This window comes from Paracoccus sp. KR1-242, assembly GCF_049446195.1.
Classification (GTDB): domain Bacteria; phylum Pseudomonadota; class Alphaproteobacteria; order Rhodobacterales; family Rhodobacteraceae; genus Paracoccus; species Paracoccus broussonetiae.
This window is the reverse complement of the sequence record NZ_JBMSED010000019.1, coordinates 1-15,086: the sequence shown is the minus strand read 5'-3', so window position 1 is coordinate 15,086 and position 15,086 is coordinate 1. Positions and strand designations below refer to the sequence as shown.

Below are 15,086 nucleotides of genomic sequence, written 5' to 3'. Positions count from 1 at the left end.
GCTTACTCTTTTGGAATCGGACGCGTGGAATGGATCGAAAGACCGTAGGCGTCAAGCCCGACAACCTTGACCGGGGCCGAATTGGTCAAAAGAACCAGTTCGGACAGGCCCAGCGAGGACAGGATCTGCGCGCCAAGCCCGTATTGCCTCAGCACATGGGGCGAAACCTCGCCCTGTACAGGCAACTTGCGTTCAAGATCGCGGAACAGGACGACGACGCCCCTGCCCTCTTGCCCGATCAGGCGCATCGCGCTGGAAAGCTCGCCCGCATCCTCGCGCCCGACCCCCAGCACGTCGTGCAGCGCGTCCAGCGCGTGCATTCGCACCAGCACGGGTTCCGAGGTGGTCAGATCACCCTTGGTCAGCACGACATGTTCGGCTCCCGAGGTCTCGTCGGCAAAGATGCGCATCATCCAGTCGCCGCCGTGGATCGAGTGCACCGGGCGCTGTGCCCGTTCGGCGATCAGGTTGTCGTGGCGACGGCGATAGGCGATCAGGTCGCTGATGGTGCCGATCTTCAACCCGTGATGCTGGGCAAAGGCCACCAGGTCCGGCAGGCGGGCCATGGTGCCGTCTTCGTTCATGATCTCGCAGATCACGCCCGCAGGATTCAGCCCGGCCAAGCGGGCCACGTCGACCGCAGCCTCGGTATGGCCGGCGCGGACCAGAACGCCTCCGTCGCGTGCGCGCAGCGGGAAAATGTGGCCGGGGGTCGCGATGTCGGGCGCGCCCTTGGTCGGATCGATGGCCACGGCGATCGTATGCGCCCGGTCATGGGCCGAGATGCCGGTGGTCACACCTTCGCGCGCCTCGATCGACATGGTGAAGGCGGTCTCGTGCCGGCTGGAGTTCTTGGGGCTCATCAGCGGCAGGCCCAAGGCGTCGATCCGCGCGCCGGGCATCGACAGGCAGATCAGCCCGCGGCCGTGGGTCGCCATGAAGTTGATCGCCTCGGGCGTCGCCATCTGGGCGGGAATGACCAGATCGCCTTCATTCTCGCGGTCTTCGTGGTCGACCAGAATGAACATGCGGCCGTTGCGGGCCTCGTTGATGATCTCCTCGGTCCGGGAGATTGCATCGGACCAGTCGCGCTCAACGGGTCCGGGTTTCTCATACTGCATCCGCAACTCCTGCAAAGAAGGCCTGGCCGGTTACGAATCCCGCAAGCCCGCCCGCCGTCATCATCTCTCGCTCATGCGCGGTTTCACCGATCATCAGCACAGCATCGCCCGGCAGGCCCTGCGACCTGAGCCAGGCTTTCATCTCGTCCCGCATCTCTGACCAACTGCTGCCAAAGGGGGCAAGCGGGCGACCCGACACCGCCCCGATCTGGCGCGCCAGCACGTCGGGCGCAAGGCCTGGCGCGCATCCCAGATGTGGTGACGCGGCGATGCGCGCAATGCGCGTGGCCTCAGTCGACGGGATCGGCTGCCCGCGGCGAAAGACGCCAAGCGCGTTTGACGAATAAAGGAAGGCGACAAGATCGCGGCCCGTAGTCGCGCGGACCCCGGCATAGGTCTTGTAGTCAAGACCAAGTTCCTTTGCGCGGCGAACCTGCAAGCGGACGATCTCGACCGGCAGGCGCGCGCCCAGAAGGTCACGCCGCGCGACGTTCCAGCAATGGGCGCGATAGCTGCTGCCCGCGCCCGGTCCACCGTTATGCCCGATCCCCGCCATCAGCCCGCCTCGGCCAGACGCGCGACATAGCGGGCCAGCGTGTCGATTTCCAGGTTGACCGCGTCGCCCGTCCTGACCGTGCCCCATGTGGTGACGGCCTGGGTATGGGGAATGACATTGATCCCGAAGGTATTGCCCTCAACCTCGTTCACGGTCAGCGAGGTGCCATTCAGCGCGACCGATCCTTTGGGCGCGATGAAGCGCGCCAGCGCGTCGGGCGCGCGAAAGGTGATGCGGGTGCTGTCGCCTTCGTCATGCATCCCTTCGATCAGGGCCACTCCGTCGACATGCCCCGAAACGATATGACCGCCCAGTTCGTCGCCCACGCGCAGCGCGCGTTCGAGGTTCAGTCGCTTGCCGCTGGCCCAGCCATTCGCGCCGATATTGGTCTTCGAGATGGTCTCCGCGGAAATGTCGACGTCGAACCAGTCCGCACCCTTGTCCACGACCGTCAGGCAGACCCCGTCGCAGGCGATCGAGGCGCCCAGGTCCACGCCGGCCATGTCATAGCTGCAGGCAATCCGCGCGCGCATGTCCCCGCGCATCTCGACATTGCTGACGGTTCCGATGTCGGTAATGATCCCGGTGAACATATCTGCCCCCATTCGCGGTACTCCGCCGAGACCTAGAGCCTTGCCGCGCAATCTTCAAGCGAAGCTATGCTCATGTGTCCGGCAAGTGCCTGAAAGACAGTGACAGCCCTGCAATATTCGTGCATTCACTTCGAAAAGGCCGGTATTCTACGGGCCCAGTTCACCAACTGCGACGCCGAATGATTTATACTGCGACTCATTTGCCCCGAGCCGGGAAGATGATGTGACCTTGTTGACCCGAGCCCCTGAACCCGCGCTGCCGGCCGCACTTGCCGTCCGGCCGCCGGGACATCGCGTCTTCCTGATGCTGCAGGGGCCACATGGCCCGTTCTTCGATCGGCTTGCGCGCCAGTTGCGTCAGGCCGGAGCCACCGTTTGGCGCGCGGGCTTCAATGCAGGGGACGAGTTCTTCTGGACCGACGGCGAACATTTCATCCGTCACACCGGCACGCCAGAGCAGTGGCCTGCACATCTGGAGCGTATCATCCACGAAAAGCGGGTGACGGATATCGTCCTTTATGGCGATGTGCGCCCGATCCACGCCGCCGCGCGCGAAGCAAGCCAGCGCTTCGGCCTGGTCCTGCATGTGTTCGAGGAAGGCTATCTTCGCCCCTTCTGGATCACCTATGAACGCGGCGGATCGAATGGCCACTCGCCACTGATGAGCATTCCGGTGCGCGAGATGCGCAATGCGCTGCGCGGCCGAGTCGGTGAACTCAGCCGTCCGCCCGCGCGCTGGGGCGATATGCGCCAGCACAAGTTCTATGGCGCGCTCTATCACTTCTTCGTCCTGATCGCGAACGCCAGGTACAAGGGATACCGGACGCACCGCCAGATCGGCGTGTTCAAGGAATTCCGCCTGAACCTGCGCCGACTGCTGCTGACGCCGGTCGATATGTTCGCGCAATGGCGCGAGGCCGCGGCGATCCGGCAGGGTGGCTTTCCCTATGTCCTTGTGCCGATGCAGCTTGAGCACGATTCAAACTTCGTTGCGCATTCCCATTACGCCACCATGGCGGAATTCACCAATGAAGTGCTTGAGGAATTCTCGCGTTCGGCCCCGCGCCACCATCATGTCGTGTTCAAGGCCCATCCGCTTGAGGATGGGCGCGGCGGCATCCGGCGCGCGATCCTTGACAAGGCGCAGGAACTGAAGATCGCCACCCGCGTGCATTACGTCCGTGGCGGCAAGCTGGCCCAACTGTTGAACCAGGCGCGGGCGGTGGTGACGGTGAATTCGACCTCGGCGCAACAGGCGTTGTGGCGCGGGCTTCCGGTCAAGGCGATGGGACGCGCCGTTTATGACAAGCCCGGCATCGTTTCCGACCAGAGCCTGTCCGAATTCCTGCACGATCCCGCGCCGCCGAATGCAATGGCCTATCGCCGCTATCGCGACTTCCTGCTGGAAAGCAGCCAGGTTCCCGGGGGCTATTACGCCGAGCGTTCACGTGCCCATGCCCTGCGCATCGTGGTCGACATGATGCTGGCCTTCGAAGACCCCTACGAGGCCCTGATTGCCGGGCGCGGCAAGTATCGGCAACAGATGGAACATAATCCGGAATGAACTGCCGCGAAATTGTGGAAATGTTCATAACAGTGTTCTAGTTTACAGCAAAATCAACAGGGCGAAGCCCGTGATCGGACGAGAGAGACAGGAGTAACAGTTTGACCGCATTGAGTTCTTCGTGCTTGCGCGCTGAAAAGGCGCAGCCGGCACGCCGGCGGTGGACCAGCCGTCTGGGTCAATTTGCCATTCTGGGTGCCGTTATCCTGGTGACCGCATGCGGCCTTCCGCGCTCGGGTCCGACGCGTGGTCAGATCTATAGCGGCTCGGTCGAAAAGGGCGGCAGCACCCATGTGGTCAATGTCGATGACCGCGTGAACCGCGCTGCGAACTATTCGCCCGCCTATGGTTTCGGATCGGATTTCCAGTCGGCGGGTCAGGTCGGTGCCGATGAGGTTCGTCCCGGCGACGTTCTGGGTCTGTCGATCTGGGAAAACGTCGATGACGGTCTGCTGACCTCGATGGGCGCCAGCTCGACCCAGTTGCAGCAGCTTCAGGTGGACAGCCAAGGCTATATCTTCGTGCCCTATGCGGGCAAGATCATGGCCGCGGGCAACAGCCCGGACGAGCTGCGCCGCCTCATCACCGAGAAGCTGTCGACCCAGACACCCGACCCGCAGGTCATGGTGACGCGGGTCGCGGGCGATGGCGCGACCGTTTCGGTCCTGGGCAAGGTCCACGCGCAGGGTGTCTACCCGATCGAGCGTCCGACCCGCAAACTGTCCTCGATGCTGTCCCGCGCGGGCGGGGTGTCGATCGAGCCCGAGATCGCGGTGATCACCGTGAAGCGGGGCGGAAACAGCGGCAAGGTCTGGCTGCGCGACCTGTATTCCAATTCGCGCAATGACATTGCCCTGCGCCCCGGCGACATCATCCTTGTCGAAGAGGATCAGCGCAGCTTCACCGCATTGGGTGCGCTTGGCGGCCAGACCAAGGTTCCGCTGGGCAACGAGCAGGTCAACGCGATCGAAGCAGTGGCCATGGTCGGCGGCCTTCAGACCTCGCTTGCCGATCCCAAGGGCGTCTTCGTCATGCGTGAAGAGCCGCAATCGGTGGCGCGCGCCGTTCTGGGCCGCAACGACATCTACGGCACCCAGCGCATGGCCTATGTCCTGGACCTGACCAAGCCCGACGGCATGTTCCTTGCCCGCGACTTCGTCATCCGCGACAGCGATACGGTCTATGTGACCGAAGCGCCGATGGTTCAGTGGACCAAAACGCTCAACGTCATCCTTGCCCCGGTCAACCAGATCCGCACGACCGAACAAGGGTTCTGAGTTCATGCCCGAAACGAACAAGGCCGCCGGAGAATTCCGGCGGCTTTTCGTTTACAGCGGCGGGTTCTTCACCCGCCCTCGTATCCGCCGGATCCTGACGCTGGCCGGATGGACGCCGACGCTGGGCCTGCCCGGCGCAGGGGACGCCGTGGGGGTATGGGGCGCCAGCCCCACCGCCTGGCGGGGTGAGGCGATGGCACGACGCCGCGACGCCCCCCTTCTGCGGGTCGAAGATGCGTTCCTGCGATCGGTCCTGCCCGGACGCGCAAAAGGTGCCGTCGCGCGGCGCGGCCCGATCGGGTTGATCCTTGATCCGCTTGGCCTGCATTTCCGCCCGGACCAACCCTCGCTGATCGAAAGCCTGATCCTTGACCCTGCGACCTCGCAACATGACGAAAAGGCCGCGCAGGTGATTTCACGGCTGATTGCAGCCGACATCTCGAAATACAACGCGCATTTGCGCGACGTCGCGCCCCCCGGTCCCGGCTATGTGCTGGTGATCGACCAGACGCGCGGCGATGCCTCGTTGCTTGGGGTTGGGCGGGCAGAGTTCCTGCAGATGCTGACCGCGGCCCGTGACGAACATCCGGGCCAGCGGGTGGTGATCCGCAGCCATCCGGAAACCGCATCGGGGCTTAGACCCGGTCATTTCGACGCCGCCGACCTGAGGCCGGGGGACGAGATTTGCGACACGCCAATCTCTCCCTGGACATTGCTGGACGGGGCAACGGCGGTCTATGCCATGTCGTCGCAACTGGGATATGAGGCGCTGCTGGCCGGGCATCGTCCCCGGATTTTCGGCCAACCCTTCTATGCCGGATGGGGACTGACTGCGGATGAGCACGGCTTTCCACGCCGCGGCCCCGCGTCGCGAGAGCGGCTGTTTGCCGCCAGCCACCTGCTTGCCCCTGTCTGGTATGACCCGTGCACCGACCGGCTGACCGATTTCGAAGGTGCCCTGCGCCAGATCGAGGCCGAGGCCCGCGCCTGGCGTCAGGATCACGCTGGCCACCTCGCCTATGGCATGAGGCTGTGGAAGCGTCCCTCCATCAGCCGCTTCTTCGGCAGCGGCAAGGGCGTCCGATATACCTCGCAGCCCAAAGCCGAGGTCACGCTTGCCTGGGCCGGGCGGGCCGATGCCGTCCCGCAGGCCATCCGGGTCGAGGATGGCTTCATCCGGTCACGCGGGCTGGGCGCGGCGCTGGTGCCGCCGCTGTCCTTGGTCGCCGACGATCTTGGCATCTATTACGACCCGACGCGTGAAAGCCGGATCGAGCGGATCATGGCCCAACCCTTGCCACCCGGGGGTGAGGATCGGGCGATGGATCTGGCGCGCAGTGTGGTCGTGGCGGGAGTAACGAAATACAACCTGTCCGGGCAGCTTCCGCCCTTGCCCCCGGGGCACCGCATCCTTGTGCCGGGCCAGGTCGAGGATGACGCCTCGATCCGGCTTGGAGCGGGGAGCGAGCGGCGCAACCTTGATCTGCTTGCTCGTGTCCGGGCCGAGAACCCGGATGCGGTTGTGATCTACAAACCCCATCCCGATGTCGAGGCCGGCCTTCGTCCCGGCCTGATCGCCGAGGACGACCTTGCGCGGCTGGCCGATGTCGTGGCGCGCGACAGCAGCGCGGCGGATCTGATGGCTGTGGTGGACGAGGTCTGGACCATCACCTCGACCCTGGGGTTCGAGGCGCTGATGCGGGGCCTGCCGGTCACGACACTGGGCGCGCCCTTCTATGCGGGTTGGGGGCTGACGCGCGATCTCGGTCCGGTCCCCGACCGTCGCCAGACCGGGGCGGATCTTGCACAGCTGGTCCACGCGGCGCTGATCGCCTATCCCCGCTATCACGACCCGGTCAGCAACTTGCCCTGCCCGCCCGAAATCGCGATGCAGCGACTGGCCGATCCTTCGCAGGTGTCCGGCGCGGGTCCCGGATTGCGGTTGATGGCCAAGGCGCAGGGGCTTCTTGCCAGTCAGGCGTGGATCTGGCGGCGTTAGTCGCGCAGCCAGCGATGCATGACGTCGGGACCAATCCGCCGGGTCTCGACCAGGCGAAACCGCGCGGCATCTGCCAGCCGCGCCAGTTCCAAGGAACCGAAGCCTGGCCGCGCATCACCGCCCAGAACGACGCCCGCCGTATAGCCGACAAGCTGATCGACCAGACCGGCGCGCAGAAGACTGGCGGCAAGAATGCCGCCGCCTTCACAAAAGACGCGGGTTATCCCGCGAGAACCAAGCTGCGCCATGATGACGCCCGGCTCGCCCGTGATCTGCCACAGTGGGCCGTGATCCGGGTCCTCGGGTGGCAGCTCGGGCAGTTCCCCGGCAGAGACGACGATCCGCACCGGCTGGCGCAGGCAACCCATGCCCCGAACGTTCAGGGCCGGGCGGTCGGCGCGGGCGGTGCCGCCGCCCACCATCACGGCGTCATGGCTCATTCTCAGGGCATGGACATGGCGGCGCGCGGCCTCGCCCGTGATCCATTGGCTGTCGCCCGAGGCGGTGGCGATCCGGCCGTCGAAGCTGCTGGCAAGCTTCAGGGTCAGCATCGGGCGCCCGGCGGTCATGCGCGTCAGGAAGCCGCGCTGCAGCTCGCGCGCCTCATGCGCGCGAACGCCCTCGACCACCTCGATCCCGGCTTCACGCAGCAAGTCTATGCCCCGACCCGAGACGCGGGGATCGGGATCGGTGATCGCGGTCACGACGCGGCTGATCCCGGCGCGGACCAGCGCGGCCGCACAAGGTGGCGTGCGGCCGTGATGCGCGCAGGGCTCCAGCGTGACATAGGCGGTCGCCCCATATGCGGCCGCGCCCGCCTGGATCAGCGCATGAACCTCGGCATGAGGCCTGCCACCCGGCTGGGTCCAGCCACGACCGATCACGCGACCGTCTTTCACGATCACGCAGCCGACCGCTGGATTGGGCCAGGTATTGCCCAGACCGCGCCGGGCAAGGCCAAGCGCGTGATCCATGTGCCGAAGGTCGTTCACTCTTCCCCGAGGCCCGGCCGCAATTCTGAGACGAACTTGTCAAAGTCGTCAGCCGCCTGGAAGTTTTTGTAGACACTGGCGAAACGGACATAGGAAACGGTGTCGATCCGCGCCAGCGTTTCCATCACGATCTCGCCGATGACCTTCGAGGGCACGTCGGTATCGCCCATGCTTTCCAGCCGCCGGACGATGCCGGAAATCATCTGGTCGATCCGCTCGGGGTCGATCGGGCGTTTCTGCATGGCGATGCGAATCGAACGCTCCAGCTTGGTGCGATCGAAATCCTCACGCCGGCCGCTGGACTTCACGACCACCAAGTCGCGCAGCTGCACACGCTCATAGGTTGTAAACCGCCCGCCGCAGGCCGGGCAGAACCGGCGTCGGCGAATGGCGACATTGTCCTCTGCAGGACGTGAATCCTTTACCTGGGTGTCCACATTTCCGCAGAACGGACAGCGCATCCCTTGTCCCCCGAGTGACCTGAACCTCAGCGAGTATAGGCAAGCCCAAATGTCTTGGGTAGCCCGCAGTTCGCACCACAAGATAAGCCATATCCGATCCTTGCGGCAAGATGGGCCCGGGTGGCACGACACGCGAAAGCGCATGATTTTAGGCGACCTGCCATCTCGACAGGGCGCTTCGCCCCGTGCAACATTCCCGCGTCGGCAACCAGGAGGAGCCGACCAACGCGGAGGAAACTTATGAACAATAACAGCACGTTTGACCGGCGCGGCTTTCTGACTCGCGCTGCCGTCGGGGGCGCGACCGCAGCCGCCGGCGCGGCGCTTGCCGCCCCCGCCATCGCGCAGGAAATGCCCGAGGTGAAGTGGCGCCTGACATCCGCCTTTCCGAAATCGCTGGATACCATCTACGGCGGTGCCGAAGTTCTGTCGAAGTACTTGTCCGAGGCGACCGGCGGCAAGTTCCAGTTGCAGGTCTTCGCTGCGGGCGAGATCGTGCCCGGCCTGCAGGCGCAGGACGCGGTGACCGATGGCACGGTCGAGGCCTGCCACACCGTTGGCTATTACAGCTGGGGCAAGGATCCGACCTTCGCGCTTGGCTCGGCCGTTCCCTTCGCCATGTCGGCCCGCGCGCACAACGCCTGGCAGTACCACGGCGGCGGCATCGACCTGTATAACGAATTCCTGGCTGGCTATAACATCTTCGGCCTGCCGGGCGGAAATACCGGTGCCCAGATGGGCGGCTGGTTCCGCAACGAGATCAAGACGGTCGAGGACCTGAAGGGCCTGAAGATCCGGGTTGGCGGGTTCGCAGGCAAAGTGCTTGAACGGCTTGGCGCGGTGCCCCAGCAGATCGCAGGCGGCGACATCTATCCGGCGCTGGAAAAGGGCACGATCGACGCCTCGGAATGGGTCGGTCCCTATGACGACCAGAAACTGGGCTTCTTCAAGGTGGCGCCCTATTACTATTATCCGGGCTGGTGGGAAGGCGGTCCGACCGTCCACTTCTTCATGAACAAGGCGAAATACGAAGCGCTGCCCGACAATTACAAGTCGCTTCTGCACACAGCCTGCCAGGCCGCCGACGCCAACATGCTGCAGAAATACGATCACCTGAACCCGATCGCACTGAAGGAACTGGTCGCTTCCGGCGCGCAGCTTCGCCCCTTCAGTCAGGAGATCTTGGACGCCTGCTTCAAGGCCGCGAACGAGGTCTATACCGAGCTTGACGCCTCGAATCCGGGCTTCAAGAAGATCTGGGATTCGATCAAGGAATCGCGCGCAAACTGGTACCTGTATAACCAGACCGCCGAATACACCTATGACACCTTCATGATGATCCAGCAGCGCAACCAGATGCTGTAAGCCATCGTCAGGATTACACGACGCCGCCGGAATCGCTTCCGGCGGCGTTTCGCGTTACCCAGCGAGAAGAGGCGGCCCTTGGGCCGCCTTTCCTGTTCAGTTTCCAGCCGGCGGCGTCGCCGGGGCCGTCAGGCCGGGCGGCGGTCCGGCCAGCGGGTCCAACCCGCCCGCGGCGGGTGCTGGTGGTGCCGCCGGTGCCGTTGCATCCGGCGTAACGGGGGTCGCAGGGGCCGGTGCGGGCGCAGGTGCGCCGAAGTCCGGCACGCCACCCAACCCGCCAAGGCCGCCAGTCCCACCGGCGGGCGCGCCCGGCGCGGCAAAGGGATCGCCCAGCCCGCCAAGGCCACCCAGTCCACCACCGCTGGGGATCTCGATCTTGACGTTGCTGGTGTCGATCGGAGGCCCCTTGTAGTGCATCACCAACCCCGGGAAGGTCATCACGATGCCAACCATCAGAAGCTGGATGAAGACATAGGGAACCGCGCCCCAGTAGATCTGGGCGGTCGTCACCGGCTCCATCCGCTTGCCGGTGACCTTGTCGATATACGCCTCTTTCGGGGCGACCGAGCGCAGGAAGAACAGCGAGAAGCCAAAAGGCGGGTGCATGAAGCTGGTCTGCATGTTCACGCCCAGCAACACGCCGAACCAGATCAGGTCGATGCCCATAGCCTCGGCCGCGGGGGCCAGAAGCGGGACGATGATGAAGGCCAGCTCGAAGAAGTCGAGAAAGAAGGCCAGCACGAAGACCAGCAGCGACACCGCGATCAGGAAGCCGTATTCGCCCCCCGGCAGCGAGGTCAGCAGGTGTTCGACCCAGACATGGCCGTTCACCCCGTAGAAGGTCAGCGAAAAGACCCGCGCCCCGATCAGGATGAACATCACGAAGGCCGACAGCCGCGTGGTGGCCAAAAGCGCCTGGCGGACCACGTCATAGTTCAGCCGTCCCTTGATGGCCGCCAGCAGAAGCGCGCCCACGGCACCCATCGCCCCACCCTCGGTCGGGGTGGCGATGCCCAGGAAGATTGTCCCCAGCACCAGGAAGATCAGTGCCAGCGGCGGAATCAGCACGATGATGACCTGCTGCGCCAGCCGCGACATGACGTTGATCTTCAGCCCTTTGTCGAGCAGCGCGATGACATAGATCACGATGATCGCCAAGGCGGGGGCCAGAATATCTGCGTCCTTGCCGTGGGTCGGATGCATCCACTTGAATGCAAGATAGGCCAGGGCCACCGTCGCGGCCAGCGCGACGAACAGCGACGTGACGCCAGATCCCAGCGTCCGCGCTTCCTTCGGCAGGGCCGGGACGCTGTTCGGGCGGATGATCGACATCACGAAGATATAGATCATGTAAAGCCCGGTCAGCACCAGACCGGGGAAAAGAGCGCCCTTGTAGATGTCGCCGACCGAACGGCCCAGCTGGTCGGCCAGCACGATCAGCACCAGCGAGGGCGGGATGATCTGCGCCAATGTCCCGGATGCCGCGATGGTTCCCGATGCTACGCGCCGGTCGTAACCATAGCGCAGCATGATCGGCAACGAGATCAGGCCCATCGCGATGACCGAGGCCGCGACCACACCGGTCGTCGCCGCCAGAAGTGCACCGACGATGATGACGGCATAGGCAAGCCCACCACGGATCGGGCCGAAAAGCTGGCCGACGGTGTCCAGCAGATCCTCGGCCATGCCCGATTTTTCAAGCACGATGCCCATGAAGGTGAAGAAGGGCACGGCAAGTAACGTCTCGTTCGACATCACCCCCCATAACCGCTCTGGCATCGCGTTCAAAAGCGGCCAGCTGAGGTTGATGGTCCCGCCGGACAGCGGCGCAAGCTCGACTCCGATGACGAAGAAGAACAGCCCGTTCGCTGCCAGTGCGAAGGCGACCGGATAGCCGAAAAGCAGGAACAGGACGAGCGCCGCGAACATGATCGGTGCCATGTTCAGCGCGATGAATTCCATCATTTGCGGGTCTCCTCGCGCGCGGGGGCCGCGTCGTCATTCAGCGCCGTTTCCATGTCTCGCGCCATCGCCTCGCCCTCAAGGGCGGCGGCGGCATGCTGGGACACGAAGGGCGTCGGGTCGGGAATGACGCCACGCATCACCGCGACTTTCTTGATGATCTCGGAAATGCCCTGAAAGAACAGCAGGATGAATCCTGCCAGAAGCAACGCCTTGGCCGGCCACAGGATCAGCCCGCCCGAATTGGTCGAGACCTCGCCGCTGCGATAGCTGCGCATGACCCATGGCCACAGGAAATAGATCATCAGCGTGACGAAGGGCATCAGGAACAGCACATGCCCGATCAGGTCGATCCAGTGCTGCCTGCGCCGCGCCCACATGCCATAGATGATGTCGATGCGGATATGTTCGTTTTCCTTCAGCGTATAGGCGGCTGCCCCCAGAAAGGCGACGCCATACAGGTACCATTGCAGCTCAAGCCAGGCGTTGGACGAGGTATTGAATACCTTGCGGATAATGGCGTTGCCGGCACTGACCAGCACCGCAACCAGGATGAACCAGGTCACCGCCCGGCCGATCATGGTGTTGACGCGGTCAATGCCGCGCGAAAGGCCCAGAAGGGCACCCATGCAGAAACCTCCCCGTTATTATGGGCCGCCTCCCTCCAGAAGCGGCTTGCCGGTCGTGCCGGTCTTCCCTGTGAGAATGTTTTGAATGAAGGGCAAAAGCCGGTCAAGAACCGCGCCGTCAGGCAGCCACAACCAGCGCGAGAAGCGTTGCGCCTTCGCCCATCTGCTGGATTGCGCCCAGAACATCGCCAGTCTGCCCGCCAAGCAGGCGCCGCGCGTGGCGCGCCAACAGGGCCTGTGCCGCGGCGCAGACCAGCGGGGCCAGAAGGATCGCGGTCGGTGTCATTCCTGCGAGCCACGCGCAGCAGATCAGCAAGGCAAGCGCAAGCGCCACGGCACACGTCGCGCCACGGGCAGTCACTCTGCCTGCGCTGCGGCCAAGGCCGTCGGGACGTGCCGGCACCATTGCGGCCAGCGCCACCGCCATTCCGGCCCGCGACAATACCGCAGCTGCGACCAGCGCACCCGCCGCAAGCAGCGGAGCCGCCTGCCCCAGCTGCGCCAGCGCCGCGACGCGCAGGCCCAACATCAGCACCAGCGCCAGGACGCCATAACTGCCGATGCGGGAATCACGCATGATCTCAAGCCGCCGCTCTTTGGTCGGGCCTCCGCATCCGTCGGCATAGTCCGCCAGCCCGTCCTCGTGCAGCGCGCCGGTCAGCCGGATCAGCAGGGCGACAGCAAGAATCGCAGCGATCAAGGGTGACATGCCCAGCCCCAGCGCGGCATGAAGAAGCAGGGCCGCGGGCAGCGCCACGGCCAGTCCGGCCAACGGAAAGGCCCAGGCGCAGGCCGACAGCGAAGGCAGCGGATCGGGCAGCAGCCGCATCACGGGCAGCCGCGTCAGCCAGACCAGTGCGGTCAGCGCCTCGGTCCGGCGGTCAGCCAATGCCGGCTTCTGCAAAGGTCGCCATGCCGTCATGGCATTCCAGCGCAGCCCGCAGGATCATCAGCGCGACTGCCGCGCCCGAGCCCTCGCCAAGGCACATGTCCAGCATGACGACCGGCTTCTTCTTCATCACGGCCACCAGACGGCGATGGCCCGGCTCGGCGCTTTCATGGCCGATCAGGCAATGGTCCAATGCTTCGCGGTCGTTGACCAACAGCACGCCCGCCGCCGCCGAACAGATGAAGCCGTCAAGAATGACGGGAATGCCAAGCTCGCGCGCGCGGATGACTGCGCCGCAGATCGCCGCCTGCTCCCTGCCCCCGAACGATCCAAGGATCGAGGCCGCGGTTGCGGCGCCCTTGTGCCGTTTCAGCCCGGCATCGACAGCCTCGATCTTGCGGCGAAAGGTGTCGCCATCCGCGCCGGTGCCGGGACCGACCCAATCGGTGGCCGTTCCCCCGAAAGTCGCTGCGGCTAGCGCCGCCGCGACGGTCGAGTTCCCGATCCCCATCTCGCCCAGCAGGATCACGTCCGCATCGGGATCGACGGCGTCCTTGCCGGTCTGGATTGCGCCGACAAGTTCTGCGACATCCATCGCCATGCCTTGGGTGAAATCCGCGGTCGGGCGGTCCAGATCCAGCGGGATGACCTGCAGATCCGCCCCGGCGACGCGGCAAAGCTGGTTGATCGCGGCTCCGCCCTTGCGGAAATTCTGGACCATCTGCGCGGTGACTTCAACAGGATAGGGATTGACCCCCTGTGCCGTCACGCCGTGGTTCCCGGCAAAGACCAGCGCTTGCGCCCGGTCGATCCGGGGTCTTTCCCGACCTTGCCAACCGGCCATGAAGATCGCCAGTTCCTCAAGCCGGCCCAGCGATCCCGGGGGTTTGGTCAGTTCGGCCTGACGCGCGCGGGCGGCCGCTGCGGCCGATTCGTCGAATTGCTTCAAGGCGTTCCTCGTTCCGGTTTCAGGCGCAGGGGAAGGCCGCTGACAGCCATCCAGACCTCATCAGCGATAGCGGCTATGGATTGGTTCATCCAGCCATGTTCGTCGCGAAATCGCCGCGCCAGCGCATTATCGGGCACGATTCCCAAACCAAGCTCGTTCGTGACCAGAACGACCGGCCCCTGTTGGCGGCGCAGGCCGTCGCAAAGGGCCGCGACGCGAGGGCCGGGATCGCCCGCCGCCATCACGTTCGACAGCCACAATGTCAGGCAGTCCACCAGTCTTGGCGTCCGGCCGTCATCGCTGCGCTGCAATGCGCCGACAAGGTCAAGCGGCGCTTCCAGCGTGGTCCAGCCCGCGTCCCGCCTTGCGCGATGGGCTTCGATACGCTGCGTCATTTCGTCATCCCATGCCTCGGCCGTGGCGATATAGACGCGTGGACCCGGAGCCCGCGATGTCATTGATTCCGCGAGTTGAGACTTGCCGGAACGCGCGCCGCCGGTCACCATCGTGATGCGTGGGATGCTTGTCATGACCGAGTTGTTTCACATGCGGCAGCATCGGGAAAGCCGCAATCGCGCTTGCTGCCTGACAGGTTCCACGCCAACGTTGACTTTCGCCCGCGGTGGAGGACCGCGGCGACAATAACATCTTCAGAGAGGTTTCAATGAAACGCCTGTTCCTGACCACGGCCCTGACCCTCGGTCTGACCGCGCCCGCCTTTGCCGTTCA

General features: G+C 64.7%; 14 protein-coding genes. 4 read left to right on the top strand and 10 right to left on the bottom strand.

Features of this window, described 5'->3' with window-relative positions:
* Positions 1 to 2 precede the first annotated feature (2 nt).
* Genes ribB through ACO2Q4_RS22445 form a run of 3 tightly spaced genes read right to left on the bottom strand, consistent with a single transcriptional unit; the run spans position 3 to position 2,270 of the window.
* Positions 3 to 1,121: a 3,4-dihydroxy-2-butanone-4-phosphate synthase gene (ribB, locus tag ACO2Q4_RS22455; RefSeq protein ID WP_311760477.1), complete on the bottom strand. Its 1,119-nt coding sequence runs from the start codon at positions 1,119 to 1,121 to the stop codon at positions 3 to 5.
* Positions 1,111 to 1,677 (bottom strand): hypothetical protein, encoded by a 567-nt coding sequence (locus ACO2Q4_RS22450; protein ID WP_311760478.1) that lies wholly within the window; start codon positions 1,675 to 1,677, stop codon positions 1,111 to 1,113. The genes ribB and ACO2Q4_RS22450 overlap by 11 nt, the downstream gene beginning before the upstream one ends.
* Positions 1,677 to 2,270: a riboflavin synthase gene (locus tag ACO2Q4_RS22445; RefSeq protein ID WP_311760518.1), complete on the bottom strand. Its 594-nt coding sequence runs from the start codon at positions 2,268 to 2,270 to the stop codon at positions 1,677 to 1,679. The genes ACO2Q4_RS22450 and ACO2Q4_RS22445 overlap by 1 nt, the downstream gene beginning before the upstream one ends.
* Before the next feature lie 304 nt (positions 2,271 to 2,574).
* Here ACO2Q4_RS22445 and ACO2Q4_RS22440 point away from each other — a divergent pair, with 304 nt between their 5' ends.
* From ACO2Q4_RS22440 to ACO2Q4_RS22430, 3 genes are all read left to right on the top strand, one after another.
* On the top strand, positions 2,575 to 3,834 hold the full coding sequence (locus ACO2Q4_RS22440; RefSeq protein WP_311760519.1) for a capsule biosynthesis protein: 1,260 nt from the start codon (positions 2,575 to 2,577) through the stop codon (positions 3,832 to 3,834).
* Positions 3,835 to 4,043: 209 nt separating this feature from the next.
* A complete protein-coding gene (locus ACO2Q4_RS22435; RefSeq protein ID WP_311760479.1) occupies positions 4,044 to 5,111 on the top strand; it encodes a polysaccharide biosynthesis/export family protein in 1,068 nt (355 codons plus the stop codon).
* A gap of 4 nt (positions 5,112 to 5,115) precedes the next feature.
* A complete protein-coding gene (locus ACO2Q4_RS22430; RefSeq protein WP_423322005.1) occupies positions 5,116 to 7,110 on the top strand; it encodes a capsular polysaccharide biosynthesis protein in 1,995 nt (664 codons plus the stop codon).
* On the opposite strand, the gene ribD is transcribed toward ACO2Q4_RS22430, so the two are convergent.
* Positions 7,107 to 8,084 carry a bifunctional diaminohydroxyphosphoribosylaminopyrimidine deaminase/5-amino-6-(5-phosphoribosylamino)uracil reductase RibD gene (gene ribD / locus ACO2Q4_RS22425; RefSeq protein ID WP_423322046.1) on the bottom strand — a complete coding sequence of 326 codons (978 nt, stop codon included), beginning with the start codon at positions 8,082 to 8,084 and terminating at the stop codon, positions 7,107 to 7,109. The genes ACO2Q4_RS22430 and ribD overlap by 4 nt on opposite strands.
* Positions 8,085 to 8,098: 14 nt before the next feature.
* On the bottom strand, positions 8,099 to 8,563 hold the full coding sequence (nrdR, locus tag ACO2Q4_RS22420; RefSeq protein ID WP_311760481.1) for a transcriptional regulator NrdR: 465 nt from the start codon (positions 8,561 to 8,563) through the stop codon (positions 8,099 to 8,101).
* 240 nt (positions 8,564 to 8,803) lie between these two features.
* Here nrdR and ACO2Q4_RS22415 point away from each other — a divergent pair, with 240 nt between their 5' ends.
* Positions 8,804 to 9,928 carry a TRAP transporter substrate-binding protein gene (locus ACO2Q4_RS22415; protein ID WP_311760482.1) on the top strand — a complete coding sequence of 375 codons (1,125 nt, stop codon included), beginning with the start codon at positions 8,804 to 8,806 and terminating at the stop codon, positions 9,926 to 9,928.
* Between the two features lie 96 nt (positions 9,929 to 10,024).
* Here the strand turns inward: ACO2Q4_RS22415 and ACO2Q4_RS22410 are convergent, their stop codons facing one another.
* From ACO2Q4_RS22410 to cobU, 5 genes are all read right to left on the bottom strand, one after another.
* On the bottom strand, positions 10,025 to 11,893 hold the full coding sequence (locus ACO2Q4_RS22410) for a TRAP transporter large permease (protein WP_311760483.1): 1,869 nt from the start codon (positions 11,891 to 11,893) through the stop codon (positions 10,025 to 10,027).
* Positions 11,890 to 12,519 (bottom strand): TRAP transporter small permease subunit, encoded by a 630-nt coding sequence (locus ACO2Q4_RS22405; RefSeq protein WP_311760484.1) that lies wholly within the window; start codon positions 12,517 to 12,519, stop codon positions 11,890 to 11,892. The genes ACO2Q4_RS22410 and ACO2Q4_RS22405 overlap by 4 nt, the downstream gene beginning before the upstream one ends.
* A 118-nt stretch (positions 12,520 to 12,637) precedes the next feature.
* Positions 12,638 to 13,408 (bottom strand): adenosylcobinamide-GDP ribazoletransferase, encoded by a 771-nt coding sequence (gene cobS, locus ACO2Q4_RS22400; RefSeq protein ID WP_423322004.1) that lies wholly within the window; start codon positions 13,406 to 13,408, stop codon positions 12,638 to 12,640.
* On the bottom strand, positions 13,401 to 14,357 hold the full coding sequence (cobT, locus tag ACO2Q4_RS22395; protein WP_423322003.1) for a nicotinate-nucleotide--dimethylbenzimidazole phosphoribosyltransferase: 957 nt from the start codon (positions 14,355 to 14,357) through the stop codon (positions 13,401 to 13,403). Before cobT ends, cobS begins: the two co-directional genes overlap by 8 nt.
* On the bottom strand, positions 14,354 to 14,887 hold the full coding sequence (gene cobU / locus ACO2Q4_RS22390; protein WP_395133503.1) for a bifunctional adenosylcobinamide kinase/adenosylcobinamide-phosphate guanylyltransferase: 534 nt from the start codon (positions 14,885 to 14,887) through the stop codon (positions 14,354 to 14,356). The genes cobT and cobU overlap by 4 nt, the downstream gene beginning before the upstream one ends.
* Positions 14,888 to 15,086 lie beyond the last annotated feature (199 nt).

Excerpts from the sequence above, each read along its gene's own strand:
- ribB (WP_311760477.1), bottom strand. The coding sequence starts at position 1,121 with ATGCAGTATGAGAAACCCGGACCCGTTGAGCGCGACTGGTCCGATGCA.
- ACO2Q4_RS22450 (WP_311760478.1), bottom strand. The coding sequence starts at position 1,677 with ATGGCGGGGATCGGGCATAACGGTGGACCGGGCGCGGGCAGCAGCTAT.
- ACO2Q4_RS22430 (WP_423322005.1), top strand. The coding sequence starts at position 5,116 with ATGCCCGAAACGAACAAGGCCGCCGGAGAATTCCGGCGGCTTTTCGTT.
- ribD (WP_423322046.1), bottom strand. The coding sequence starts at position 8,084 with ATGGATCACGCGCTTGGCCTTGCCCGGCGCGGTCTGGGCAATACCTGG.
- nrdR (WP_311760481.1), bottom strand. The coding sequence starts at position 8,563 with ATGCGCTGTCCGTTCTGCGGAAATGTGGACACCCAGGTAAAGGATTCA.
- cobU (WP_395133503.1), bottom strand. The coding sequence starts at position 14,887 with ATGACAAGCATCCCACGCATCACGATGGTGACCGGCGGCGCGCGTTCC.
- ACO2Q4_RS22405 (WP_311760484.1), bottom strand. The coding sequence starts at position 12,519 with ATGGGTGCCCTTCTGGGCCTTTCGCGCGGCATTGACCGCGTCAACACC.
- ACO2Q4_RS22415 (WP_311760482.1), top strand. The coding sequence starts at position 8,804 with ATGAACAATAACAGCACGTTTGACCGGCGCGGCTTTCTGACTCGCGCT.
- ACO2Q4_RS22410 (WP_311760483.1), bottom strand. The coding sequence starts at position 11,893 with ATGATGGAATTCATCGCGCTGAACATGGCACCGATCATGTTCGCGGCG.
- ACO2Q4_RS22440 (WP_311760519.1), top strand. The coding sequence starts at position 2,575 with ATGCTGCAGGGGCCACATGGCCCGTTCTTCGATCGGCTTGCGCGCCAG.
- ACO2Q4_RS22445 (WP_311760518.1), bottom strand. The coding sequence starts at position 2,270 with ATGTTCACCGGGATCATTACCGACATCGGAACCGTCAGCAATGTCGAG.